Annotated in this window: 26 protein-coding genes and 1 other annotated feature; of the genes, 21 read left to right on the top strand and 5 right to left on the bottom strand. The window is 37.7% G+C overall.

Features of this window, described 5'->3' with window-relative positions:
- The first annotated feature begins 29 nt into the window (after positions 1 to 29).
- The 5 genes from rpmI (at position 30) to GHT08_RS11685 (ending at position 2,748) form a co-directional block, all read left to right on the top strand.
- A complete protein-coding gene (gene rpmI, locus GHT08_RS11705) occupies positions 30 to 224 on the top strand; it encodes a 50S ribosomal protein L35 (protein ID WP_018931299.1) in 195 nt (64 codons plus the stop codon).
- Between the two features lie 201 nt (positions 225 to 425).
- Positions 426 to 782: a 50S ribosomal protein L20 gene (gene rplT / locus GHT08_RS11700; protein ID WP_018931300.1), complete on the top strand. Its 357-nt coding sequence runs from the start codon at positions 426 to 428 to the stop codon at positions 780 to 782.
- 160 nt (positions 783 to 942) lie between these two features.
- Positions 943 to 1,674, top strand: coding sequence for a DUF3784 domain-containing protein (locus tag GHT08_RS11695; protein WP_163581585.1), 732 nt, complete (start codon positions 943 to 945; stop codon positions 1,672 to 1,674).
- A gap of 12 nt (positions 1,675 to 1,686) precedes the next feature.
- Positions 1,687 to 1,938: a DUF1294 domain-containing protein gene (locus GHT08_RS11690; RefSeq protein ID WP_163581584.1), complete on the top strand. Its 252-nt coding sequence runs from the start codon at positions 1,687 to 1,689 to the stop codon at positions 1,936 to 1,938.
- Positions 1,939 to 2,169: 231 nt separating this feature from the next.
- Positions 2,170 to 2,748: a TVP38/TMEM64 family protein gene (locus GHT08_RS11685; RefSeq protein WP_163581583.1), complete on the top strand. Its 579-nt coding sequence runs from the start codon at positions 2,170 to 2,172 to the stop codon at positions 2,746 to 2,748.
- Between the two features lies 1 nt (position 2,749).
- Here GHT08_RS11685 and GHT08_RS11680 read toward each other — a convergent pair whose 3' ends face one another.
- Positions 2,750 to 3,133 (bottom strand): hypothetical protein, encoded by a 384-nt coding sequence (locus GHT08_RS11680; RefSeq protein ID WP_018931304.1) that lies wholly within the window; start codon positions 3,131 to 3,133, stop codon positions 2,750 to 2,752.
- 127 nt (positions 3,134 to 3,260) lie between these two features.
- Here GHT08_RS11680 and GHT08_RS11675 point away from each other — a divergent pair, with 127 nt between their 5' ends.
- Both GHT08_RS11675 and GHT08_RS11670 read left to right on the top strand, forming a co-directional pair.
- On the top strand, positions 3,261 to 3,746 hold the full coding sequence (locus GHT08_RS11675) for a dUTP diphosphatase (protein ID WP_163581582.1): 486 nt from the start codon (positions 3,261 to 3,263) through the stop codon (positions 3,744 to 3,746).
- 18 nt (positions 3,747 to 3,764) lie between these two features.
- Positions 3,765 to 4,847, top strand: coding sequence for a M42 family metallopeptidase (locus GHT08_RS11670; RefSeq protein ID WP_018931306.1), 1,083 nt, complete (start codon positions 3,765 to 3,767; stop codon positions 4,845 to 4,847).
- 96 nt (positions 4,848 to 4,943) lie between these two features.
- Here the strand turns inward: GHT08_RS11670 and GHT08_RS22400 are convergent, their stop codons facing one another.
- Positions 4,944 to 5,579: a lytic transglycosylase domain-containing protein gene (locus GHT08_RS22400; RefSeq protein WP_272953895.1), complete on the bottom strand. Its 636-nt coding sequence runs from the start codon at positions 5,577 to 5,579 to the stop codon at positions 4,944 to 4,946.
- A gap of 209 nt (positions 5,580 to 5,788) precedes the next feature.
- Complete coding sequence (sspI, locus tag GHT08_RS11660; RefSeq protein ID WP_018931308.1) at positions 5,789 to 5,998, bottom strand: small acid-soluble spore protein SspI; 210 nt, start codon at positions 5,996 to 5,998, stop codon at positions 5,789 to 5,791.
- 96 nt (positions 5,999 to 6,094) lie between these two features.
- On the opposite strand from sspI, the gene GHT08_RS11655 reads away from it, so the two are divergent.
- The 3 genes from GHT08_RS11655 to pheT all read left to right on the top strand — a co-directional run bounded on the left by GHT08_RS11655 (position 6,095) and on the right by pheT (position 10,681).
- Positions 6,095 to 6,835 carry a TrmH family RNA methyltransferase gene (locus GHT08_RS11655; RefSeq protein ID WP_163581581.1) on the top strand — a complete coding sequence of 247 codons (741 nt, stop codon included), beginning with the start codon at positions 6,095 to 6,097 and terminating at the stop codon, positions 6,833 to 6,835.
- Between the two features lie 58 nt (positions 6,836 to 6,893).
- Positions 6,894 to 7,129: a binding site (T-box leader), on the top strand.
- Between the two features lie 75 nt (positions 7,130 to 7,204).
- Entirely contained in the window at positions 7,205 to 8,239 is a 1,035-nt protein-coding gene (pheS, locus tag GHT08_RS11650; protein WP_163581580.1) for a phenylalanine--tRNA ligase subunit alpha, read from the top strand.
- Between the two features lie 15 nt (positions 8,240 to 8,254).
- On the top strand, positions 8,255 to 10,681 hold the full coding sequence (gene pheT, locus GHT08_RS11645; RefSeq protein WP_163581579.1) for a phenylalanine--tRNA ligase subunit beta: 2,427 nt from the start codon (positions 8,255 to 8,257) through the stop codon (positions 10,679 to 10,681).
- Positions 10,682 to 11,127: 446 nt separating this feature from the next.
- On the opposite strand, the gene rnhC is transcribed toward pheT, so the two are convergent.
- Positions 11,128 to 12,069, bottom strand: a complete 942-nt coding sequence (gene rnhC / locus GHT08_RS11640; RefSeq protein ID WP_163581578.1) for a ribonuclease HIII — start codon at positions 12,067 to 12,069, stop codon at positions 11,128 to 11,130.
- A 170-nt stretch (positions 12,070 to 12,239) separates the two neighbouring features.
- On the opposite strand from rnhC, the gene zapA reads away from it, so the two are divergent.
- The 7 genes from zapA to uvrC all read left to right on the top strand — a co-directional run bounded on the left by zapA (position 12,240) and on the right by uvrC (position 20,070).
- Complete coding sequence (gene zapA / locus GHT08_RS11635) at positions 12,240 to 12,500, top strand: cell division protein ZapA (protein ID WP_018931313.1); 261 nt, start codon at positions 12,240 to 12,242, stop codon at positions 12,498 to 12,500.
- Positions 12,501 to 12,507: 7 nt separating this feature from the next.
- Positions 12,508 to 13,059 carry a CvpA family protein gene (locus GHT08_RS11630; RefSeq protein WP_163581577.1) on the top strand — a complete coding sequence of 184 codons (552 nt, stop codon included), beginning with the start codon at positions 12,508 to 12,510 and terminating at the stop codon, positions 13,057 to 13,059.
- A gap of 75 nt (positions 13,060 to 13,134) precedes the next feature.
- The gene (gene polX, locus GHT08_RS11625; protein WP_163581576.1) at positions 13,135 to 14,847 is read left to right on the top strand and encodes a DNA polymerase/3'-5' exonuclease PolX; all 1,713 of its coding nucleotides are present in this window, start codon (positions 13,135 to 13,137) and stop codon (positions 14,845 to 14,847) included.
- Positions 14,848 to 14,866: 19 nt separating this feature from the next.
- Positions 14,867 to 17,215 (top strand): endonuclease MutS2, encoded by a 2,349-nt coding sequence (locus GHT08_RS11620; RefSeq protein ID WP_163581575.1) that lies wholly within the window; start codon positions 14,867 to 14,869, stop codon positions 17,213 to 17,215.
- Positions 17,216 to 17,229: 14 nt separating this feature from the next.
- A complete protein-coding gene (locus tag GHT08_RS11615) occupies positions 17,230 to 17,637 on the top strand; it encodes a DUF350 domain-containing protein (protein ID WP_163581574.1) in 408 nt (135 codons plus the stop codon).
- 198 nt (positions 17,638 to 17,835) lie between these two features.
- Positions 17,836 to 18,150, top strand: a complete 315-nt coding sequence (gene trxA / locus GHT08_RS11610) for a thioredoxin (protein WP_018931318.1) — start codon at positions 17,836 to 17,838, stop codon at positions 18,148 to 18,150.
- A gap of 141 nt (positions 18,151 to 18,291) precedes the next feature.
- A complete protein-coding gene (uvrC, locus tag GHT08_RS11605; protein ID WP_163581573.1) occupies positions 18,292 to 20,070 on the top strand; it encodes an excinuclease ABC subunit UvrC in 1,779 nt (592 codons plus the stop codon).
- A gap of 74 nt (positions 20,071 to 20,144) precedes the next feature.
- On the opposite strand, the gene GHT08_RS11600 is transcribed toward uvrC, so the two are convergent.
- A complete protein-coding gene (locus tag GHT08_RS11600) occupies positions 20,145 to 20,570 on the bottom strand; it encodes a YslB family protein (protein ID WP_163581572.1) in 426 nt (141 codons plus the stop codon).
- A gap of 342 nt (positions 20,571 to 20,912) precedes the next feature.
- Between GHT08_RS11600 and GHT08_RS11595 the strand changes: the two genes are divergently transcribed.
- The 4 genes from GHT08_RS11595 to GHT08_RS11580 form a co-directional block, all read left to right on the top strand.
- On the top strand, positions 20,913 to 21,521 hold the full coding sequence (locus GHT08_RS11595; protein ID WP_163578400.1) for a succinate dehydrogenase cytochrome b558 subunit: 609 nt from the start codon (positions 20,913 to 20,915) through the stop codon (positions 21,519 to 21,521).
- A gap of 32 nt (positions 21,522 to 21,553) precedes the next feature.
- Entirely contained in the window at positions 21,554 to 23,305 is a 1,752-nt protein-coding gene (gene sdhA, locus GHT08_RS11590; RefSeq protein WP_163581571.1) for a succinate dehydrogenase flavoprotein subunit, read from the top strand.
- Between the two features lie 15 nt (positions 23,306 to 23,320).
- The gene (sdhB, locus tag GHT08_RS11585; RefSeq protein ID WP_018931323.1) at positions 23,321 to 24,082 is read left to right on the top strand and encodes a succinate dehydrogenase iron-sulfur subunit; all 762 of its coding nucleotides are present in this window, start codon (positions 23,321 to 23,323) and stop codon (positions 24,080 to 24,082) included.
- A 525-nt stretch (positions 24,083 to 24,607) separates the two neighbouring features.
- Positions 24,608 to 24,777, top strand: a 170-nt coding sequence (locus GHT08_RS11580; protein ID WP_163581570.1) for a helix-turn-helix domain-containing protein, incomplete at its 3' end; no start/stop codon positions are given.

Raw genomic sequence — 24,777 nt, 5'->3', positions numbered from 1 at the left:
ATAGATTTAGTTTCAAGGAGGAAGTAATAATGCCAAAAATGAAGTCACACAGCGGAACAGCTAAAAGAATGAAAAAGACAGGTTCTGGGAAGGTAAAACGTTCCCACGCATATACAAGTCACTTATTTGCAAACAAGTCTCAAAAACAAAAGCGTAAACTTCGTAAGTCCGCTCTTGTATCAGCTGGAGACTACAAACGCATTAAACAAATGCTACCAAAATAAAGTAGAAAAGCGAAAGTGACCGTTTAGAAACGTAGCGAATGGAAGGAAGCAACTGAGATAAAGGAATCACGGTGAGCATTGCGAACCGAAGATGACTTATCGTAGGGCACTTTCCTGAAGTCGCCTAGTTTCTGGTCACTCCGAGCTAGACATTGATTGAAATAACAAAACAGATTCGTTGATTTATAGGAGGGAATTATTATGGCACGTGTTAAAGGTGGAACAGTTACACGTAAACGTCGTAAACGTATATTAAAGCTAGCTAAAGGTTATTATGGTTCAAAACATTCATTGTTTAAAACTGCAAAACAACAAGTAATGAAATCAGGTCAATATGCATATCGTGACCGTCGTCAGAAAAAACGTGATTTCCGTAAACTTTGGATTTCTCGTATCAACGCTGCGGCACGTATGAACGATCTTTCTTACAGCCGTTTCATGCACGGATTAAAGCTTGCTGGTGTTGAAGTAAACCGTAAAATGCTGGCTGACTTAGCTGTAAATGATGAAAAAGCATTTGCACAATTAGCAGACCAAGCAAAATCTGCTTTAAAATAACGATAACTAAGAATGACGGATAGCTCTGTTTAGAGTTATCCGTTTTTTATATACGCTAATAGCACAGGTTATCCATTATTATAAGACTGCTAAAGTTCCGCTCCAAAATATGAAACCTTCTATTCTACACATTCGTAAAAATTTTAAGGTGGTGTTACAGGTGGAGAAAGGACTTATTATTTTTCTAATTATCATGGGATGGACATTACTCATCTATGGTGGGCTTACGTTTTTAGTTGTGAAGAAAAAAGATTATTTTCTCCTTTCGGGATTCGCTAATCGTCCCGAAGAAGAACAAGCATACTTAAAACAGAACGGATATATAGAAGCGGTCGGTAAACTACTAACGGTTACGTTTAGTCTATTAGCATTGTCCTTTTTGTTAGGTGTGTTTTCTGTTCCGTATGGCTTTGAGGTTGGTATGGCTATTTTTCTAATTGTACTATTAGCAGGTACGCTCTGGTTACAGCGATACGAGGTACCTCGTAAACGCAAAAGAAACTATTGGCTGATTGGGATTATTACAGGAATTATTGTTATATTTATTGCTTTCTTATCAATATTTGGCTATCGAGAAAATGATATGGTAGTTGTTGATAACACACTAGTGATTGAAGGGATGTACGGGGATAATATTCCATTAGACCAAATTAGTAAAGTGGAAAAGATAGACCAACTTCCAGAGATTACAGCTAAGACAAACGGATTTGCTATGAGTAATCGTTTAAAGGGAAAATTCCTGACAGAAAAATCGGAAGAATCGATCAGATTGTTTATAGCAGGGAAGTCCAGTTATTATGTTACAGTGGAAACAGAGGAAGGACTTATCATTTTTAACAGAGAAAATGAATCAGAATTAGATAGATTATATCAACAACTACAATCTCGATAAAGGTGTGAAGAAATGTTTGTGTACTTAGCAATTATTAATATCATTTCGTTGTTTACTATGTGGATAGACAAAAGGAAAGCAAGAAAGAATAAATGGCGTATACCGGAAGGACGAATTTGGTTCTTTGCAATTATTGGTGGTGCACTGGGAGCGACTATCGGGATGTATGTATGTCGACATAAAACGAAACATACACTATTTCTAATCGGTTTACCTTTTATAGCCATTATTCAATGGTTATTGATCATCATTTTTTTCATATAAGACAAGAAAGTATAAAATTTGCGCAGATGTCCACGCAAACGCCCAGAAACTAGGCGACTTCACGAATCGCCCTACGGTAAGTCATCATCGGTTCGTAAACTCACCGTGATTCCTTTATCTCAGTTGATGCTGAAGTCGCTAAGTTTCTAAACGGGCGCTCTGAGCTTTTCTTATAATGGCTGTCATAAAGGCTCGTCTCTTGTCATATTGTTAATTAGAAGGAGCTGATGAATGATGCCAATTGAAATGCTTAGCCAAATGAAAGTAATGGAAAGCTATGCATTTGTAGCCCCTGTGCTTTTTATTATGGTTCATATCCTTCGCCCACTATTTTTTATTCCAGTCTTGCTGCTATGTATTACCGGTGGGCTTGTGTTTGGCTTATTAGCTGGTACGATATATTCGATTATCGGTTTAATGATTTCGAGCATTATCTTTTATTTGATCATTCACTTGTTACCTGCCATTGAAAAACGCTGTAAACGGTTGGAAGAAAAGTTGTTAGGTAATGAATTATCGTTAAATACGTTTCAAATTATGCTCTTAAGAATGTTGCCATTTATTCACTTCCACCTTATGTCTTTTTGCATATATAAAAAATCCGTAAGTTTTTCCTCTTACTTACGGACAACGTTTTTAACGGTGATTCCTGTTGCTTGTTTTTATACTACTTTAGGTAAAACGATCCAAGAAATATCCATCTATTATGCAATTCCACTTGTAGTAATGGTAATAATTCTTGCCTATTTGGTCAGAAGAAAACAGGTAATTATTAAATGGCAAACTTTTTTTCAGCAAAACGCAGCCTGAATTATTTTAAATGTAGTTTGTTAATGGGATATTTCCACTCAATATCAGCGTGAGGATAACGAATCAATATTTCTTCCTCTAAGAAATAGAGATCCTTGCGCTCAAACCCTTTCAATTTCTCTGGATTTCTCGTATGCATCACGATGTTAATCACTTCAAAGGCATCCTCTGTTGTGCCTAAATACTTTTCCCCTTCAAATAAAAATCCTTTATACGTAATAAAAAAGTTTTTCTTAATATTATCATTATAATCAAGGAAATAGAATTCACTTTTTTCCTGGGCAACTTCTAGTTTCCTTTTTGGATTAACGATATATTTATAGGCAGTATATATTAATACAATCATAGCAATAACTACTAAAAAACGAAAAAGAATAACGATCACGATAATCAACTCCTAATATACAAGACTTCTAAATAGGCATACGAATTCATGGATGCTTTGGTTTCAAAAAAATAAACCAACCATGCTATAATATAAGAATAAATCCAAAAACTAGAGGGAGAACAATATGAATTGGCAAACACTTTTTGATATGCAGCGAGAATTAGATAACTATATTTTAGCACAACATGATTTGAAAAACGAAAATGTTTTTGATAAAAAGGTATTAGCGCTCTTGGTAGAAGTTGGCGAATTAGCAAATGAAACCAGGTGCTTCAAGTATTGGAGTGTCAAACCAGCTAGTGAGAAGGCTGTCATTGCTGAAGAATATGTGGACGGAATCCATTTCATCTTATCATTAGGATTGGAATTAGGACTAGATCAATACGAGTCAAGTAATCAAACTAGTGATGAAGATTTAACATCCTTGTTTCATCATGTTTTCCGTTCCATTTCTGTGTTAAAGGAAGAACAGTCAGTAGAAGCGTATAAAGATGTCTTTGATACATATTTAATTTTAGGCGAAAAATTAGGCTTTTCTGCAAATGATATAAAAAAAGCTTATGTGGATAAAAATAAAATTAACTTTGAACGACAAAATCAAGGTTATTAATTTCTAGGAGGAAATCTGATGTCAAACTATGAGCAATTAACGATGTTAAAAGAACTAACAGATGCCCGAGCAATTCCAGGAGATGAACGAGAAGCACGTGAAGTCATGAAGAAATGGATTTCACCATATGCTGACAAAGTCTATACCGATCATCTTGGAAGTTTAATCGCCGAAAAGAATGGCGACGAAAATGGTCCGAAAATAATGGTAGCTGGTCATTTGGATGAAGTTGGCTTTATGGTAACACGGATTGATGATAAAGGTTTTGTCTATTTTCAAACAGTTGGTGGCTGGTGGAGTCAAGTGATGCTGGCACAACGCGTCACGATCCTAACCAAAAGTGGAGATGTTACAGGCGTAATTGGTTCAAAACCTCCTCATATCCTTTCAGCGGAAGCTCGTAAGAAACCAGTAGATATTAAAGATATGTTTATTGACATTGGAGCATCTAGTAAGGAAGAAGCAGCTGAATTTGGTGTTAAACCTGGTGATTCTGTTGTCCCATACTTCGAATTTACTCCTTTGAAAAATGAAAAATTATTACTGGCCAAAGCATGGGATAATCGTATCGGTTGTGCAATTGCGATCGAAGTCTTACGAAGATTAAAAGGAGAAAATCATCCTAACCGTGTCTATGGTGTTGCAACAGTACAGGAAGAAGTTGGATTACGAGGCGCAAAAACCTCTGCATACGCGATTGAGCCTGACATTGGTTTTGCGGTTGATGTTGGTATTGCAGGAGATACTCCAGGTGTTTCAGATAAAGATGCAGATAGCAAAATAGGTGATGGCCCGCAAATAATCCTGTATGATGCCTCTATGGTATCTCATAAAGGATTAAGAGATTTTGTTGTTGAGACAGCTGATCAGCATCAAATTCCATATCAATATGGACACTTGGCTGGTGGAGGAACTGATTCTGGTTCGATTCACTTAACAGCAAATGGGGTCCCGGCTTTATCGATTACCATTGCTACAAGATATATCCACACACACGCTGCGATTTTACATCAGGATGATTTCGAAAATGCTGTACAATTAATTGTTGAAGTTATTAAAAATTTAGACCAAGATACGGTAGATAATATTACTTTTTCTTAAGCTTGATCAAACATTATTATACGCCAAAACACGAACATCAAGTCGATGTTCGTGTTTTTCTTTAGAAAAATCAGCAAATTATTTATGTTTTTCTAGTTATGCTAAGTATTTACCAAGTACTTTTTGTACATAAGATTGTGTTTCTGCAAAAGGAGGAACATCATTATATTTATCAACATTTCCCGGACCTGCATTATACGCAGCTAATGCTAAAGTTTTGTTACCATCATACCGATCCAACATTTGTTTTAAATATTTTGCTCCACCTAATATATTTTCAACTGGATCAAATGGGTTTTGAACTCCCAATCCTTTGGCGGTTTCAGGCATCAATTGCATTAAGCCTTGAGCGCCAGCATGACTGACAGCCTGTTGATTATAATTTGATTCTGTTTGGATTACGGCATCAATTAATTTGGGATCGATATTATACTGATTTGCTGCTTGTTCAATAATAGCAGTTACATCAGAAGTAAATCCCGTATTATTTGATATATCTGTAACGGAATTGGTATGTACCTGTGACCTGATTGATTGGGCCATCTCTGGATTATTCAGAAAGTATTCAGCAGGAATCTTACTATTATGTGATGTATTCATATAGGAAGAATTACCGATTAAGGATTGCAATAATTGACTAAAATCAGTTTCTGTATCATTGTTATTAGAATTGCCTGTTAGATTAGACATCGCCTGCATTTGCATTAGATTATAAATGGATTGTACGTTCACTGAAGTGCGCTCCCTTTTTTAGTAAAATATATCTATTATAAATATACAATTTATCACACGAAAAAGCAATATCTTGAAAAGGGAAAGAGCTAAGCTTATGGAAATATAGTGAATGACTGATAAATATTTGAAAGTGACTGATAAAACGAATGGAGGCATAACACAAAAGTTCCGATCATCGTTTTTAGATGATCGGAATTCTTTGGGTTTTATTGATTAACAGCCTGTTCCAATGTATCAAGAACTTCTGTTTTTTCTGATTCGTCTGCTTGTTGCCAATATAATTCAAACAAAACTCCCAGACCAGGAAGCATCTTTTCTTCTCCACTTTGAATTGCATCGACAATAGTAGCTTCTAAATCATTAGCAGAATTACCTGACACGTTGGACATGATGGCTTTTCGTAAATTTAAATCCATATCATCACCCCACATCTTTTACATTTTTCATTATAGTTTGACCTTTATAAAGGATAATATGTATGATAGAAACATCAAAAAAGAGGAATGAGTTAAATGCTAACATCTGTTAAGAATGAAAAAGTAAAGAATTGGCGAAAATTAAAAAAGAAAAAAGAGCGAGATATTGAGTCGAAATTCTTGATTGAAGGCTTTCATCTCATTGAAGAAGCACATAAAAGTAATTGGGAATTAACAGAAATTATCTACCAAACGGGTGTAGAGGTTAATCCAGAATGGCATGCTTATTCATTACATGAGGTTTCCGATAATGTAATGGCAGCTCTAACGGAAACGAAAACGCCTCAAGGTATTTTAGCAGTAGTAAGAAAGAATCAATCAAGAGAAAGACTACTGCAACGTGCTTTGTTGGTAGATCGTGTACAAGATCCAGGCAATCTAGGAACAATGATTCGAACTGCAGATGCAGCAGGGTTTGACACTATCATTTTAGGAAAAGGAACTGTCGATTTGTTTAATGATAAGGTGATTCGATCTACCCAAGGGTCGATGTTCCATCTTCATATTTATGAAGCAGATTTACATGAAGAAATCGATCGATTACAGCAGGAAGGTACGATAGTATGGTCAACAGGTCTCGATAATGCAACATTTTATCATGAACTAGAAGTACCGAATAAGCTTGCAATAATGGTTGGAAATGAAGGGTCAGGTGTTGATCCTGATTTAATGAAAAAAGCCACTCAAAATGTTAAAATTCCGATATACGGTCAGGCAGAATCATTAAATGTTAGCATTGCTGCAGCGATTCTTATGTATGAAGTAGCAAAAAAATAAACAATTGGACTTGCAACATTTGCAATGCTTGCTTATACTATATGAAGTAAAAACATTTATAAAAGCGTCGAAAGAGCTAGTAAATGTGTGACTTATCGTTTCAAGGGAAGAAGCATCACGGACTGGAAATGCTTCTAACGATCACATGTTGAAATTTCACTCTGGAGCTGACACTTGGACCTTGTTTGACAAGTAAAGGTGTTCCGGTTTATACCGTTATCTTTTAACTTGAGTGGATATAGTGAACTATATCAACAAGGGTGGTACCGCGATACATACAGTCTCGTCCCTTTTTTAGGGGGGCGAGACTTTTTTTTATTGCTTTCGCAGTCAGGATAAAGATTTGAATAAATGAAGGAGGTTCACAAAATGAAAGAACAGTTACAAGCATTAGAAAAAGAAGCATTACAAAAAGTGGACGATGCAACATCACTCAAGGAATTACAAGATGTAAGAGTTGCTTATTTAGGTAAAAAAGGTCCAATCACAGAAGTATTAAGAGGAATGGGAAAATTATCGAAAGAAGAACGACCGGTAATCGGTGAATTAGCTAACAAGGTAAGAGGGAATATCGCGGATGCAATAGACAGCAAAAAAGCATCTATCGAAGCTGCAGAGTTGGAAAAACAGCTGGAAGAAGAAACGATTGATGTTACGTTACCAGGACGACCTGTTCCGACAGGTGGCCCACACCTTTTAACAAGTATTGTTGAAGAGATTGAAGACTTATTTATCGGTATGGGATTCGAAGTGCGCGAAGGTCCAGAAGTAGAAACGGACTATTATAATTTCGAGGCACTTAATTTACCAAAAGGACACCCAGCACGAGATATGCAAGATTCCTTCTATATTACAGAAGAAATATTGATGCGTACACATACCTCACCAGTACAAGCAAGAACAATGAATGCTTTGGAGGATAAACGTCCAGTAAAAATGATTTGCCCTGGTAAAGTGTATCGTCGTGATACCGATGATGCGACACACTCCCACCAATTTACGCAAATCGAAGGGCTTTACGTCGACAAAAACGTACGGATGAGCGACTTAAAAGGTGTTCTTGATCGTTTTGCGAAACAGATGTTTGGACAAGGACGAGAAATTCGCTTACGTCCTAGTTTCTTCCCATTTACAGAACCATCTGTTGAGATGGATATTTCTTGTAAAGTATGTAACGGAGAAGGATGTAGCGTATGTAAACAAACTGGCTGGATCGAAATCCTAGGTGCCGGAATGGTACATCCCCGAGTATTGGAAATGGCAGGATATGATCCGAAAGTATACAGTGGTTTCGCATTCGGTATGGGACCAGAACGAATTGCCATGTTGAAATACGGTGTGGACGATATTCGTCATTTCTATACGAACGATATTCGATTCTTGAAGCAGTATCATCAAGCATAAGGAGGAGGCTGAAACATGTTTGTATCATTAAATTGGTTAAAAAATTATGTAGATATCGATCAATTATCCCCAGAAGATTTAGCGGAACGTATTACCAAGTCTGGGATTGAAGTAGAAGGGTTAGAGCATTTTGCAAGCCCAACAAATAATGTGGTTGTTGGTTATGTAGATAGCTGTGAAAAACACCCGAACGCTGATAAATTAAATTTATGTCAGGTGAATGTAGGTGACGAAACACTACAAATTATTTGTGGTGCACCAAATATTGCACAAGGACAAAAAGTTGCTGTAGCAAAACCTGGTGCTGTTTTACCAGGAAACTTTAAGATAAAAAAAGCAAAACTGCGCGGTGTGGAATCAAATGGGATGATTTGCTCCCTACAAGAATTAGGTGTAGAAGAAAAATTCGTACCTAAAGAATTTGCTAGTGGCATTTTCGTATTTCCGGAAGATGCAGAAATTGGTGCAGATGTAAACGAACTATTGAACCTCGATGATATTATTATCGAACTTGGTTTAACACCAAACCGTTCCGATGCATTAAGTATGTTAGGTGTAGCATATGAAGTAGCGGCTATTTTAGATGTACCAATTCGTTTGCCACAGACGAACTATCAGTCAAATGATGAGGAGATAGAGAAGCAAGTTTCTGTTAAAGTAAACGCAGTTGAGCAAAACCCATACTATGGAGCATTTTTGCTTCAAGATGTGAAAGTTGGCCCGTCACCACTTTGGCTGCGTAACTACTTAATGGCAGCAGGAATTCGACCAATTAATAACGTGGTAGATATTACCAATTATGTGTTGCTAGAGTATGGTCAGCCATTACATGCTTTCGATTTTGATAAGTTTGGATCAAATGAAGTGGTTGTCAGAATGGCGAATGAAGGGGAAAAATTGGTTACACTAGATGACCAAGAACGAACATTAACAAATGAGCATTTAGTGATTACAAATGGAAAAGAACCTGTAGCACTTGCTGGTGTAATGGGTGGTGCTGATTCAGAAGTTTCTGAGCAAACTACGACTGTGTTATTAGAGGCAGCTTATTTCGATGGTCAAACTGTCCGTAAAGCATCTAAAGACTTTGATTTACGCAGTGAAGCAAGTAATCGTTTTGAAAAAGGAGTAGACCCTAATCGTGTTAAACAAGCAGGTGAAAGAGCTTGCCAATTGCTACAAGAATACGCAGGTGCAACTGTTTTAAAAGGTATAGCAGAATATGATCAATTAGACTATTCAGAGAAAACTGTAACGATTTGGACGTCTACTATTAATGATCGATTGGGCACGAATATTTCTGATGCTGATATTGCTGATGTTTTACGAAAATTAAACTTTAACTATGATCAAGACGGTGAAACATTTACTGTTTATGCACCAACTCGTCGGCAGGATATTGTTATTTTTGAAGATATGCTAGAAGAAGTGGCACGAATTTATGGCTATGACAATTTACCTTTCACCTTACCAAGTGGTGGTGCACAAGCAGGAGGATTAACGAAACAACAAGCGTTAAAACGTCATGTTAAACGATTCTTAGAAGGTGCAGGCTTATCTGAAACGGTAACCTATTCATTAACAAGTAAGGAACGAGCAACTGAGCTTGTAAGTCCGGAAGTAGCTGAAGCAATGGTTTCTTCCGTATCGTTGGCAATGCCGATGAGTGAAGAGCACAGTACATTACGTTTAAGCATTTTGCCTGAAATGCTATCATCTATTGCCTATAATTTAGCGCGTAAACAAGCGAATGTAGCCTATTATGAATTAGGTAGTATCTTCATTTCCAAAGAAGAGAAAGTAACAAAGCAACCAGAAGAGAAAGTACGATTAGCAGGTGCACTAACTGGAGAATGGCTTACACATCCTTGGCAGCAAGAGAAGAAAACAGTAGATTTCTTTGTTGTGAAAGGAATTGTAGAAGCATTATTTGAAACATTGAATCTAGATATTACTTTTGTACAGGCGAAAGTGGAGGGAATGCATCCAGGTAGAACAGCACAATTACTTATAGGTGATCAAGCAATTGGTTTTGTTGGACAGGTGCACCCTCAATTACAAAAAGATTACGATTTGAAAGAAACATTTGTGTTTGATATCGATTTTGATTATATTCTTTCCATCCATGAAAATGAACCTAGTTTTGCGAAAATACCTCGTTATCCAAGTGTAACTAGAGATATCGCATTAGTTGTCGATGAATCTGTTCAAGCAGGTGCATTGCAAGCAACGATTGCACAGGCTGGCGGAGAACTGGTGAAAGACATCCAAGTATTTGATGTGTACCAAGGTGAGCATTTAGCAGAAGGTAAGAAGTCTATTGCTTTCAGTTTGTTCTATCAAGATCCTGAAAGAACACTAACAGATGAAGAAGTAGAATCATCTTATCAAGCGATTCTAGATGCAGTAGCAAACGAACATAATGCTGAATTAAGAGGGTAAACCAAAGGGCTGCAACGTTGTATAGTTGCAGCTTTTTCATCCTTCGCTTTACTTATAGAGAATAAGTCAACACTGTACGAATAAAAAATAGTTGTACAGTGTTGTTTCCTATACCTCAACATGGCCATCACTATTTAGGGAAGACTCGACAACATTTGTTAGGAATAACATGTTGACTTTTTACTGTTGATAAAGTATCGCTGCTTTAGTATAAAAGCAACCATGCTACTTCTTGCTAACGTTGTAGAGCATGATAATAGCGGAGGGCAGCCCACTTCCACTCCTGTGGGAATCGTTTGGCCTGAAGATCCACTTTTTCGAGTGGTTTTTGCTCGGAAAAGTTAGCTGAAGGGCAAACCCCACGGAAAGGGGAGTGGTGGTATTACTGTATAAAAATCTCAAAATTATTACATTAGGTAAAAGAATTTCTTTTACAGTACAGTACCTTACCTTTTTACATATTTCAAAGCTTTATCCGTATTAGCAAAGTGCATTTTTGCAACATGAGATAAAGCATCTAAACCATTTTTCTTAATAAAATATGCGGCAGCTTCATCGACTTTACTGGAAGCACCCTTTGGAACTGTGAAGCCATACTGCTTGGACATTTGATCCATCTCTTTCACAAACTTAGCACGTGCAATAATCGAGGCTGCGGCAACCGAAGTGGAATAACTTTCAGCTTTCGTCATAAAGAAGGTGTTTTTCTCTAATTTCATTCCCTCCTGACCGATATGTTTTAGGTAGGAGGATGGCTGACAAAATTGATCAATTAAGATACCATGACTAGGAGCTTGACCGATTTTCGCTAATAATTTTTGGATCGCGTGCTGGTGGAGCATTGCTTTCATTTTACCTTGGTTCCATCCCTTTTTCTGCAGTTTATTATATCTCGTATTATCTAAGGTTAACAAAGTGTAAGGAATCTTCTCTTGGACAATTTCTTTGGCCAGTCGAGCAATATTTATATCTGTTAATGTTTTGGAATCGGTAATGCCCATGGACTGTAGTAACGGAATTTTATCCTCTGGGACATAAACAGCACTAACAGTGATTGGACCAAAATAGTCACCTGTACCTGCTTCATCTGTGCCGATATGTGCATGGGTGAAAAGTGTTTCAGGTGGTTGGTTATTATGCTCGTTAACCGAAGCTTTAGCGCGGTTGGAGGAAGATTTCCCTTCAGACTGCGCATTCCATTTCTCTGCTTCTTGTTGAGCATGATCACCTTGAAACATAACCTTTCCAGATTTATAGGCAGTAATCGTTACGTGATTGATTTTTGCTAAGAAAAGACTATTTGGCGGAACTTTGGTAATATATTTTTCGTAGTATTCTTTAACCTTAGATAACTCATTTTTTGAAAATTGTAATACGATATTTGACAACAGTATTCGTCCTTTCTTTAACCTAAGAGTATAAAATAGGAGGCTAGAACGGTACTCTCTCCTCTTTTCTATAAGTATAACAGAGATAGGTTTTATCAGAATAGTTTTCTATTTGGATGCTTCATGTTAATATTAATTTTAAGGTTATTTGTCTAGAAGGGGGAATCATGGTGTCCCAGCCAGAAAAAACACGGACTACCGTTGATATATATGGAAGATCATATAATATTGTTGGAAATGAAAAACCTGAGCAAATCCGTGCTGTAGCAAATTTAGTAGATGAAAAAATGCGTGAAATTCATGCTGTGAATAAATCATTAGATTCCACTAATTTGGCTGTTTTGACAGCTGTAAATACAATGAACGATTATATGAAACTGAAAGAAGAGTTTGAAGTATTACAAAAATTACTAGAGGAGAAAGAGGAATAAATTTGTCATGGTGAACTTTATATTGATTGTTTTATTAATTATCGGGGTACTTGTTGGCCTAAGGAGAGGTTTTATACTGCAAGTACTTCATCTTACTGCGTTTATTATTGCTTTTATTGTAGCAGCTACATATTATGATGATGTTGCTTCCAAATTAGAATTATGGATACCATATCCTGAGTTAATGTCTGATTCTTCGTGGGCTGTCTTTTTAGAGTCATTACCTTTAGAAGCAGCCTATTATAATGCGATTGCGTTTGGTGCCTTGTTCTTTGTAACTAAAATTATTTTGCAAATCGTAGCAACGATGCTTGATTTTGTTGCGGATTTACCACTGCTGAATGTTATTAATAGCTGGCTAGGAGCTATTTTAGGATTTATAGAAGTTTATTTACTTATTTTTGTTGTACTTTATATTTTAGCACTTGCACCTGTCTCCGTTATTCAGGACTATATTGATGGTTCAAGTATTGCCACTTATATTATTGAACATACACCAGTATTAACGGATAAATTAACAACGTATTGGTTTGAAAATGATCCATTCAATAATGGTTAATCCATCATATACCCTTGCCACTGGAGTATGCAAGGGTATTTCACATGTAGAATACGAAAAAGTGAGGGAATCAAGATGTCTGTTAACAAAAAAGATGTCATTAAACTACTTGAAAAAATAGCCACGTATCTCGAATTAAAAGGTGAAAATCCTTTCAAAATTTCTGCTTACCGTAAAGCAGCACAAGCTCTGGAACGAGATGATCGTTCTCTTACGGAAATAGACGACTTTACTAAATTACAAGGAGTCGGCAAGGGGACGGCAGCGGTTATGAAGGAGTTTATTGACAATGGTGAGTCAGATACTTTAAAACAGTTAGAGAAAGAGGTACCACAAGGGTTAATCCCGCTGTTAAACCTGCAAGGACTTGGAGGTAAGAAATTAGCTAAGCTGTATCAAGAGCTAAATATTGTCGATGAACAAACATTAAGAGAAGCATGCGAAAAAGGGGAGATCCGTGGGTTAAAAGGTTTTGGTAAAAAGACAGAGGAAAAAATTTTAGAAGCATTAAATAGTGCTGGAGCTCGGCCGGAACGTTTACCAGTATCAATGGTAGTAGCCATTGTTGAGAAGATCGAAGCTTTCCTTTATACGATTGAAGAGATTAAGCAGTTTTCTATTGCTGGAAGTATGCGACGTTTTCGAGAGACGGTCAAAGATCTAGATTTTATCATTGCAACAGATGAGCCTGAAGTAGTACGTGAAAAGCTATTACAGTTTGAAGACCTGATTGACACAATTGCCGCTGGTGATACGAAAGTTTCGATTGTTGTGGAAGGGCGCTTTGATATAAGTGTTGATTTCCGCTTAGTTACAGAAAAAGAGTTTCCGACAACATTACATCATTTTACTGGTTCGAAAGATCATAACGTCTTGATGCGACAACTGGCAAAAGCACAAGGTAAAAAAATTAGTGAGTATGGTGTAGAGGATGTTGAAACAGGCGAAGTTGAAACCTTTAATACCGAGGCAGCATTTTATGAAAGTTTTGGCCTTCACTTCATCCCACCAGAGATTCGTGAAGGAAAAGATGAAATAGAACTAGCGAAAGCAGAAATAGATTTAGTGGATGAAGCAGCGATTCGTGGAGATCTGCATATGCACACTACGTGGAGTGATGGTGCACAATCTTTAGAAGAGATGGTGATCCGTGCCAAAGAAAAAGACTATGAATTTATTGCGATCACTGATCATTCCAAATATCTTCGTGTCGCAAACGGATTAAATGAGGAACGCTTACGACTACAACGGAAAGAAATCGAGCAAGTACAAGCAAAACACTCAGATATTCATATTTTTGCTGGTATTGAAATGGATATTTTACCTGATGGACGCTTGGATTTTGATGATGACTTTCTACAAGAGCTTGATTTTGTAATCGCGTCGATCCACTCTAGTTTCGGGCAATCACAAGAAAAGATTCATGAACGTTTACTAAATGCGTTAGAAAACCCGAATGTCGATATGATTGCTCATCCAACAGGAAGACTCCTAGGCAGAAGAGACGGATATTCAGTTGATGTAGAATGGTTGATCGAAAAAGCCAAAGAAACCAATACGATATTAGAATTAAATGCGAACCCAAATCGTCTTGACCTAGCAGCTAAGTGGGTGGAACTTGCCCAACAACAAGGTGTGCACATTGCAATTAATACGGATGCCCACAGCTATGCTATGTTAGAAGACATGACGACAGGGGTAGGAACGGCTAGAAGAGGTAAACTAAAAAAACAAACCGTCGTAAATACGTGGACGAATGAACAATTAATCGAATTTTTAACGAAATAAACTAAAAGGAGGTCCGTTTATGAACGAAAGAATTCTTCATGTTTTAGAATTTAATAAAATTATCGATCAACTAGCTGAAAAAGCAGCTTCCTCCCTAGGTATCGAAAAAATACGTAAGTTGAAGCCATCAACGGATCTCAATCAAGTTGTGAATTGGCAAGAGGAAACAGATGAAGCTTATCATGTCATTCGCTTAAAAGGCAATGTCCCGCTCGGTGGCATTTCCGACATTAAACCTAGTGTGAAAAGAGCTGTTATTGGAGGGATATTGACTACCCATGAATGCTTGGATATCGCTAGTACTATTTACGGAGGTAAACAGTTAAAGCTTTTTATTGATAAGTTAGAAGATATCGAATTACCAATTATTCAGAGTTTAGCAGATGAAATTGTCCCCTTAAATGAACTAGAGCGAGAGATCAAAAGCTGTATTGATGACCATGGCCATATGATGGATGGAGCAAGCGATAAACTCCGAGGATTACGATCTAAAATTCGTACTAATGAAAATAAGGTCCGTGATCGTTTAGATAATGTTACAAAAACAAAAGCAAAAATGCTGTCAGATGCGATTATTACGATTCGTAATGACCGTTATGTGCTTCCAGTAAAACAAGAATATCGCTCTAGTATAGGAGGCATTGTCCACGATCAATCAGCCTCAGGACAAACATTGTTCATGGAGCCGCAATCAGTTGTGGAATTAAATAATCAATTACAAGCAGCACGAGTTGATGAAAAAAGGGAAATCGAACGGATTTTAAAAGATTTGTCACAAAGAATCGCTGCTGATGAAGGATTTTTAATCCAAAATGTCGAAGCACTTGCTATGATTGATTTTGTTTTTGCTAGGGCAAAATTAAGTCATCAAATGAAAGCAAGCAGACCAACGATGAATGACCGTGGGGTCATCAAGATGAAACAGGCGCGCCATCCGCTGATTCCGGGAGATGAAGTTGTAGCAAATGATGTTGAATTAGGTGAAGACTTCACGGCGATTGTCATAACAGGTCCCAACACGGGTGGTAAGACCGTTACCTTAAAAATGGTAGGACTCTGTACGTTAATGGCCCAATCAGGATTACAGGTTCCTGCACTGGACGGCTGTGAGTTAGCCATATTCTCAGATGTATTCGCAGACATAGGCGATGAACAGTCGATTGAGCAAAGCTTAAGTACTTTTTCCTCGCATATGACGAATATTGTAGAGATCTTGAATACTTTCGATGAAAAATCATTGCTATTATTTGATGAGCTTGGTGCTGGTACAGACCCGCAAGAAGGGGCAGCATTAGCCATGTCTATTCTCGATCATGTCATCAGCAAACAAGCTCGGGTTATCGCAACTACCCATTATCCAGAACTGAAGGCGTATGGATACAACCGCGAAGGCGTGACAAATGCATCGGTTGAATTTGATATTCAAACATTAAAGCCAACCTATCGCCTGCTGATTGGTGTACCAGGACGGAGTAATGCATTTGAAATTTCTAGACGTCTAGGCCTAAATGAAGTCATTATTGAAGACGCTAAAGGACATATCGGAACGGATTCGAAAAGTGTGGAAAATATGATCGCATCCCTTGAAGATTCACGTCGAAAAGCGGAAAGCGATTATGAAGATGCAGAGGCCATTTTAGAAGATGCAGAACAGTTAAAACAGGATCTGGAAAAACAATGGCAGCAGTTCGAAAAAGAACGCGAAGTATTATATAAGAAAGCGGAAGAAAAGGCAGAAAAAGCAGTTACTAAAGCACGAGAAGAAGCTGAAACCATCGTATCTGAACTGCGCAATATGCAGACAGAGGCGGAATTAAAAGAGCATGAATGGATCGAAGCGAAGAAATTATTAAATGAAGCAAGGCCTGAGTTAACGAAAAAACAGGAAAAACAAGCACCAACCATTGATGAAGAAAAAGCAAAAGCGTTAAAGCCTGGTGATGAGGTACGATTATTAACACTCGATCAAAAAGGAACTATTACTGAACAGACAGGTAAAAATGAATTCCAGGTCCAAGTAGGTATCATGAAAATGAAGGCAAAACGAAAAGATCTTTTATTTATTAGAAGAGAAGAGCCGAAAATGGAAAAACCATTAGCAACGGTCAGAGGTTCTGCCTACCATGTCAAACCAGAGTTAGACTTGCGTGGGGAACGTTTTGAAGATGCTGTGCAACAGCTAGAGAAATATATTGATGATGCCTTGCTTGCAGGTTATAACAAAGTATCAATCATTCATGGAAAAGGAACCGGAGCACTAAGAAAAGGGGTTAAAGATTTTGCCCGGAAGCATTCGAAAGTTGCCAGTGCACGTGATGGTGATATGGGTGAAGGTGGTCTTGGTGTTACAGTAATGGAATTAAAATAAAAGGAGGCCATGTCATGTCTGACTTTTGGGGAAATATCTTTGTCGAAACCGCAGCTCGTTATAGTGTAGCAGTGTTATGTTTAGTTATATTTCTTGTTATTTTTGAATTAGTCACTTCTTATAAAAATTGGGAAGAAATCAAACGAGGTAATTTCAGTGTAGCGATGGCAACAGGTGGGAAAATTTTTGGGATTGCTAATGTTATCCGCTATTCTATACAACATAATGATACGATTTTAGAAAGCATTGCATGGGGTGGATATGGGTTCTTGTTACTGTTATTCGGATACTTTATTTTTGAATTTTTAACCCCAACTTATAAAATTGATCAGGAAATTGCCAACGATAACCGAGCTGTAGGCTTTATATCGCTAGTGATTTCTGTTGGATTATCCTATGTTATCGGGTCAAGCATCCAGTAAAGGAGTGGCGTCGTGAAAACATTAGCCTATGTTTTAATGGTTATAGCAGTCATCTTTTTAGCAGTAGGAATCTATTATATCATGACTGTATAGTATTTTTTTGGCAACATATAATAACGATAAGCAAAGTATTAGGCTGATTATTTTGTCAATGTTATACTTGTAAAGAAATCGGAATAATGAAGGAGGAATTTCATAATGGCAATTGTAGCAGCTAGCGATAGCACTTTTAGTAATGAAACTAGCGAGGGATTAGTATTAGCTGATTTTTGGGCTACTTGGTGTGGACCATGTAAAATGATTGCACCAGTCCTAGAAGAAATAGATGGTGAAATGAGTGATCAAGTTAAAATCGTCAAACTTGATGTAGACGAAAACCAAGAAACAGCTGGAAAATACGGCGTAATGAGTATTCCAACACTTCTACTTTTCAAAGATGGGGAAGTAGTTGACCAAGTAGTTGGTTATCAACCAAAAGAAGCGCTTGTAGAACTAATTAACAAACACGCTTAATAAAACGCGATTATCCCTTATTATAGAGACCCTATAATAAGGGATTCTTTACGTAATACGTCTTTTTTTGTACTATAATAATATTTACACCGAAAAATAAAGAATAGAGAGAAACATTTTGAAATTCTGGGGGGTGAAGTGGTGAACGACCATATTAAGGAGAAATTAGCAGTGTTGCCAGCGCAACCTGGTTGTTATTTAATGAAGGATAAGCATGGAACGATTATTTATGTCGGTAAATCCAAAATTCTTCGTAACCGGGTTCGTTCTTATTTTATTGGGGCTAATGATCAAAAAACGCAACGTCTTGTCCGTGAGATAAGAGACTTTGAATATATTGTCACCAGTTCGGAGATCGAAGCATTAATTTTGGAAATGAACTTAATTAAAAAATATGATCCAAAATATAATGTGTTATTGAAAGATGACAAATCTTATCCTTTTTTAAAAATTACTAATGAACGACATCCGCGTTTAATTATTACAAGAAAAGTCAAAAAGGATAAAGGAAAATATTTTGGACCTTATCCTAACGTATTGGCAGCAAAAGAAACGAAAAAATTGTTAGATCGCCTATATCCATTGCGCAAATGTAATAATCAAAAAGGGCGGCATTGTCTGTACTATCATATGGGTCAGTGCTTGGCTTGTGCTGATAAGCCACCATCTAAAGAAGAATATCGCAACATTACCCAAGAAGTCACGAGTTTTTTAAATGGTGGACATAAAAAAATAAAAGCGGAATTAAAAGAAAAGATGCTAACTGCTTCTGAGGATTTAAATTTCGAGCGAGCTAAGGAATTTCGTGATTTAATCCAGCATATCGAATCAGTCATGGAACAACAAAAAATGACGATGAAAGATCAGGTTGACAGAGACGTGTTTAACTTTAGTTATGATAAGGGCTGGATGTGTGTACAAGTATTCTTTATCCGCCAAGGAAAATTAATTGAACGTGATGTCTCATTGTTTCCGTTTTATGATGAAGCAGAGGAAACCTTCCTAAGTTTTATCGGGAGTTTTTACATGCACCACCATCATCCGAAACCAAAGCAAATTCTCGTACCAATTCCAACGGATGTTGAGTTGCTCAAGCAATTATTAGATGTAGATGTTCATATCCCAATGAGAGGTCGCAAGAAGGAACTAGTAGAGTTAGCTCAGAAAAATGCCGAAATTGCTTTACAGGAAAAATTCAGCTTAATTGAACGAGATGAAGAACGGACTATCCGAGCTGTCGAAACACTAGGTGACAAACTGCATATCGAGACACCTCACCGAATTGAATCGTTTGATAACTCGAATATTCAAGGGACAGATCCGGTATCAGCGATGGTCGTTTTTATTGATGGTAAACCGGCAAAAAAAGAGTATCGTAAATATAAAATTAAACATGTGGATGGTCCTGATGACTATGAAACAATGCGAGAGGTTATCCGTAGGCGATATACGAGAGTATTAAAAGAAGGAGCACCACTGCCTGATTTAATCCTTGTTGATGGTGCCAAAGGTCAGATGTCGGCCGCTATAGACGTATTAGAAAATGAATTAGGTTTAGATATTCCACTTTGTGGCTTAGCAAAAGATGATAAACACCGGACAAGTGAATTATTGTATGGAGATCCGCCAAAAGTAGTCGAATTAGATCGGCGTTCACAGGAATTTTATTTTATTCAACGGATACAAGATGAAGTACACCGGTTCGCAATCACCTTCCACCGTCAGCTCAGAGGAAAAAGTGCCTTTCATTCTAAATTGGATGAAATTGATGGTGTAGGTGCCCAACGGAAGAAATTATTACTTACTCATTTTAAATCGATTAAGGATATCGAGCAGGCACCTGTTGACTCGATCGTAAAGCTGGGAATCCCAAAACCTGTTGCAGAAAACATCTTAGAACATCTCCAGGACGATGAATAAAGCCCCTTTTCCTAAATTTGATGTCGGTATGGGCACAGGACGTGGCCAATACCGACTATTAGGAATAAGGGGCTTTAATTATGTAGTACGTGTAAAATAATATGGTCTTTATTGATTTCAGCTACACACTCACAGCTTTTGTCCGTTATTTGTAGCATAGTTTCTGCTAAAAATCCAGCTTCCAGTTGAAAATCAATCTCTTTTAAGGTTTGCAGTCGTGCTTTAACTAAGCTACCACCCAATTCATATATAAAACCACGCCGCTTTTCGTGTGTTAAAGCTAACTCTCCCCAGCCAACATGTTGGAAAAATTCCTGTATTTCTTCTGTTGATGCACATTCCGCTTGTCTGGCCAAATTTTTACCCATAACATATAAAATAAGATCGGATTCCTGTCCCAACATATCTGGTAATCCGATATAGCGAAGTAAATCATAGCCACTGCTTGTTGTTTGAAGGTTTGTAAGTACTGTAGCAATGTTTGTCTTTTTATTTGTCACTTCATTGTCCCCTCTCTTACCTCAATCAAAACCTTACTCTTTACAACTATTATCACCTTTTTTACCGTTTTCTGCAATCGTTCAAAAGTAACTTTCTCTGTTTTTCCATGGATAATCGACAAATATTTGAAGAAAAAGAATTCGTTTTCTTGACGCTTTTTCCTGATAGAAGTACAATAGTTGTGGTACCAATATACGAAATTCTTTGGATGGGATGTCTCGTAAGAGGGTGGAAACGAAAGAAAGAATCCGTACAACGAGATGTAAAGCGCTTTAAAATTTTCGCGCAAAAAAAGAGTCGTATGTTGAATTTATGATGAACTAGAGGGGGGTACACAAAAGGTGGAGAATAGGGAATTTTTTTATCGCAGGTTACATTCACTATTAGGGGTTGTGCCAATCGGGATCTTTTTAATTCAGCACTTGGTTGTCAACCACTTTGCAGTTTATGGTCCTGAGAGCTTTAATAAAGCGGCACACTTTATGCATGATTTACCATTCCGTATCGTGCTTGAAATATTTATCATTTTTCTTCCTATAATATTCCACGCAGTATTGGGTGTGTATATCGTATTTGTTGCTAAAAACAATGTCAGCCGTTATGGTTTCTTCCGTAACTGGATGTTCTATCTGCAACGAATAACAGGTATCATTACACTTGTATTTATTGTGTGGCACGTATGGGAGACACGAGTTCAAATTGGAATGGGAACAAAAGAATTGGATTATAGCTTAATGGAAAACATTCTGGCTAATCCTGTCATGTTCTGGTTCTATGTGATTGGTGTAGTTTCCACTACATTCCACTTTGCAAATGGCTTGTGGAGCTTTTTAGTAAGCTGGGGTATTACCGTTACACCACGTTCACAAAAAATTGCTACATATGCAACACTATTAGTTTTCTTAGCAGTAACATATATCGGTATTCGCGCATTGTTCGCGTTTGTTTAATAAGTAGTAGGGAGTAAAGGGAGTGAGTATAAATGAGTGATCGCAATATTGTTATTGTTGGTGGTGGTCTGGCAGGTTTAATGGCCACAATTAAAGCAGTAGAAGCAGGCGTACACGTTGATCTATTATCAATTGTACCTGTAAAAAGGTCTCACTCTGTTTGTGCACAAGGTGGAATTAACGGTGCAGTAAATACAAAAGGGGAAGGAGATTCTCCTTGGGAGCACTTTGATGATACTGTTTACGGTGGTGACTTTTTAGCGAATCAACCACCGGTAAAAGCAATGTGTGAAGCTGCACCGGGAATTATACATATGCTCGATCGCATGGGAGTTATGTTTAACCGTACGCCAGAAGGGTTACTAGACTTCCGTCGTTTCGGTGGAACACAACATCACCGTACAGCATATGCCGGTGCGACAACAGGGCAACAATTATTGTATGCATTAGACGAACAAGTTCGTCGTTATGAAGTACAAGGACTTGTAACGAAATATGAAGGATGGGAATTCATTTCGGCTATTATTGATGATGAAGGTGTTGGACGAGGTATTATCGGTCAAAACATCAAATCTCATGAACTAAAAGCATTTAAAGCGGATGCCACTATATTAGCGTCAGGTGGACCTGGTATTATCTTTGGTAAATCTACCAACTCCGTTATTAATACTGGTTCAGCAGCTGCAGCTCTTTACTTACAAGGTGGTATTTACGCAAATGGTGAGTTCATTCAAATCCACCCAACTGCAATCCCGGGTGATGATAAACTTCGTCTCATGAGTGAATCTGCTCGTGGTGAAGGTGGTCGAGTATGGACTTATAAAGATGGAGAACCATGGTATTTCTTAGAAGAGAAATATCCTGCATACGGTAACCTTGTACCTCGTGATATTGCAACACGTGAAATTTTTGATGTCTGTGTCAACCAAAAATTAGGTATCAATGGTGAAAACATGGTTTACTTGGATCTATCACACAAAGATCCAAAGGAATTAGATGTAAAACTTGGTGGTATCATCGAAATTTACGAGAAATTCGTTGGGGAAGACCCTCGTAAAGTACCGATGAAAATCTTCCCAGCTGTACACTACTCCATGGGTGGTCTATGGGTTGATTACGAACAAATGACCAATATTCCTGGTGTTTTTGCCGCTGGTGAGTGTGATTACACACAACATGGTGCCAATCGTCTAGGTGCTAACTCATTACTATCCTCTATTTACGGTGGTATGGTTGCCGGACCTAATGCGATTAAATATATGGATGGTCTAGAAAAAACAGTTGAAGACGTATCATCCACTTTATTTGATAACCAATTAAAAGAAGAAGAAGAGAAATTTGAAGCGTTATTGAATATGCGTGGTGACGAGAATGCATATCAGATCCACAAAGAGCTAGGGGAATGGATGACTGATAACGTAACCGTTGTACGTGACAACGATAAACTGTTAAAAACAGATGAAAAAATCCAGGAATTATTAGAACGTTGGGAAAACATCAATATGGACGATACATCACGTTGGAATAACTCAGGTGTTATGTTTACTCGTCAATTGAAGAACATGCTTCATTTAGCTCGCGTTATTACACAAGGGGCATATAATCGTAATGAAAGCCGTGGCGCCCATTACAAACCAGAATTCCCTGATCGTAATGATGAAGAATGGTTAAAGACAACGAAAGCATCTTTTGACGAACAAAATCAAGCACCGAAATTTGAATATGAAGATGTGGATGTGTCATTAATTAAGCCAAGAAAACGTGACTACAGTAAGAAAAAATAAAGGGGGTAGCGCGAAATGGCAGAGGAGAAATTAACACTAATAGTAACTCGTCAAGATAGTCCAGATTCAGCTCCCTATGAGGAGACTTTCAAGGTAAATTACCGTAAAAATATGAATATTATCTCCGCATTAATGGAAACACAAAGAAATCCAGTCAATGCAAACGGAGAATCTGTAGCACCAGTGCAATGGGAATCAAATTGTTTAGAAGAAGTATGTGGTGCTTGCTCGATGGTAATTAATGGGGAACCACGACAAGCTTGTTCAACGCTTGTCGATAAATTAGAACAACCTATCCGTGTCGCACCGATGTCGACATTCCCGGTTGTTCGTGACTTAGTTGTTGATCGTAGTCGTATGTTTGACTCCTTAAAAAAGGTAAAAGCATGGATTCCAATCGACGGTACACACGATCTTGGTCCTGGACCAAGAATGCCAGAAAAGAAACGCCAATGGGCATATGAATTATCCAAATGTATGACATGTGGTGTTTGCTTAGAAGCATGTCCAAACGTGAACAGCAAGTCCGACTTCATCGGTCCTGCACCATTGTCACAAGTTCGCCTATTCAATTCTCATCCAACTGGTGAGATGAACAAGAGTGAACGTTTAGAAGCACTAATGGAAGATGGCGGTCTAGCAGGATGCGGTAACTCACAAAACTGCGTACAAGTTTGTCCAAAAGGAATTCCTTTAACAACATCCATCGCAGCACTAAACCGTGATACCAACATCCAATCATTCAAAAACTTCTTCGGAAGCGACAACGCACACTAATATCATTATTCAAAACCCTTCTCCAGAGATGGAGAAGGGTTTTCTGTGCTTCTTGTAGTTGAAGTTGTAAGTTGCCAATAAAGTCCCCGGAGTTGCCAGTAAAATCGGAAAGTTGCCAGTAAAGTCCCCAGAGTTGCCAGTAAAATCGGAAAGTTGCCAGTAAAGCCCCCGGAGTTGCCAGTAAAGTCGAAAGGTTGCCAGTAAAGCCCCCGGAGTTGCCAATAAAACCATAAACTTGCTAGTAAAAATCCTTTTGTTAAGAAATAATGGCAATGGGCTACAGTTGATTGCAAAGTTCAATTGTCAATCATAAGTTATTATGTACCAGGAGAAGATGTGAGGGAATAAAGACAATGATCTAGATATCGCATGTACCTTTTTATGCTAATAACTATCCATAAAAACTTGTAGCCAATTTAGACGTTTGTAGAGCACAACTTCACTGTGGTTGACATATTATAAGATTGACTAAGTAATTACCCTCTTATTTTCAACGCCCTAAAGTTAGCAAGGAGGGGTTCACATTTGAAAGATAATGACTACAAGCCGAAGCAATTACTAACGAAAAGGGAAAGAGAAGTATTTGAGCTACTAGTACAGGACAAAACAACAAAGGAAATCGCCCAAGAGTTATTTATTTCGCAAAAAACTGTGAGGAATCATATCTCAAATGCCATGCAGAAGCTGGGTGTAAA

This window comes from Gracilibacillus saliphilus (genome assembly GCF_010994085.1).
GTDB lineage: Bacteria > Bacillota > Bacilli > Bacillales > Amphibacillaceae > Gracilibacillus > Gracilibacillus lacisalsi.
Note: the sequence above shows the minus strand (reverse complement) of the source record. Positions and strands in the feature narration are given on the sequence as shown.

Excerpts from the sequence above, each read along its gene's own strand:
- rpmI (WP_018931299.1), top strand. The coding sequence starts at position 30 with ATGCCAAAAATGAAGTCACACAGCGGAACAGCTAAAAGAATGAAAAAG.
- rplT (WP_018931300.1), top strand. The coding sequence starts at position 426 with ATGGCACGTGTTAAAGGTGGAACAGTTACACGTAAACGTCGTAAACGT.
- GHT08_RS11690 (WP_163581584.1), top strand. The coding sequence starts at position 1,687 with ATGTTTGTGTACTTAGCAATTATTAATATCATTTCGTTGTTTACTATG.
- GHT08_RS11685 (WP_163581583.1), top strand. The coding sequence starts at position 2,170 with ATGATGCCAATTGAAATGCTTAGCCAAATGAAAGTAATGGAAAGCTAT.
- GHT08_RS11675 (WP_163581582.1), top strand. The coding sequence starts at position 3,261 with ATGAATTGGCAAACACTTTTTGATATGCAGCGAGAATTAGATAACTAT.
- GHT08_RS11670 (WP_018931306.1), top strand. The coding sequence starts at position 3,765 with ATGTCAAACTATGAGCAATTAACGATGTTAAAAGAACTAACAGATGCC.
- sspI (WP_018931308.1), bottom strand. The coding sequence starts at position 5,998 with ATGGATTTAAATTTACGAAAAGCCATCATGTCCAACGTGTCAGGTAAT.
- GHT08_RS11655 (WP_163581581.1), top strand. The coding sequence starts at position 6,095 with ATGCTAACATCTGTTAAGAATGAAAAAGTAAAGAATTGGCGAAAATTA.
- pheS (WP_163581580.1), top strand. The coding sequence starts at position 7,205 with ATGAAAGAACAGTTACAAGCATTAGAAAAAGAAGCATTACAAAAAGTG.
- pheT (WP_163581579.1), top strand. The coding sequence starts at position 8,255 with ATGTTTGTATCATTAAATTGGTTAAAAAATTATGTAGATATCGATCAA.
- GHT08_RS11630 (WP_163581577.1), top strand. The coding sequence starts at position 12,508 with ATGGTGAACTTTATATTGATTGTTTTATTAATTATCGGGGTACTTGTT.
- polX (WP_163581576.1), top strand. The coding sequence starts at position 13,135 with ATGTCTGTTAACAAAAAAGATGTCATTAAACTACTTGAAAAAATAGCC.
- GHT08_RS11620 (WP_163581575.1), top strand. The coding sequence starts at position 14,867 with ATGAACGAAAGAATTCTTCATGTTTTAGAATTTAATAAAATTATCGAT.
- GHT08_RS11615 (WP_163581574.1), top strand. The coding sequence starts at position 17,230 with ATGTCTGACTTTTGGGGAAATATCTTTGTCGAAACCGCAGCTCGTTAT.
- trxA (WP_018931318.1), top strand. The coding sequence starts at position 17,836 with ATGGCAATTGTAGCAGCTAGCGATAGCACTTTTAGTAATGAAACTAGC.
- sdhA (WP_163581571.1), top strand. The coding sequence starts at position 21,554 with ATGAGTGATCGCAATATTGTTATTGTTGGTGGTGGTCTGGCAGGTTTA.
- sdhB (WP_018931323.1), top strand. The coding sequence starts at position 23,321 with ATGGCAGAGGAGAAATTAACACTAATAGTAACTCGTCAAGATAGTCCA.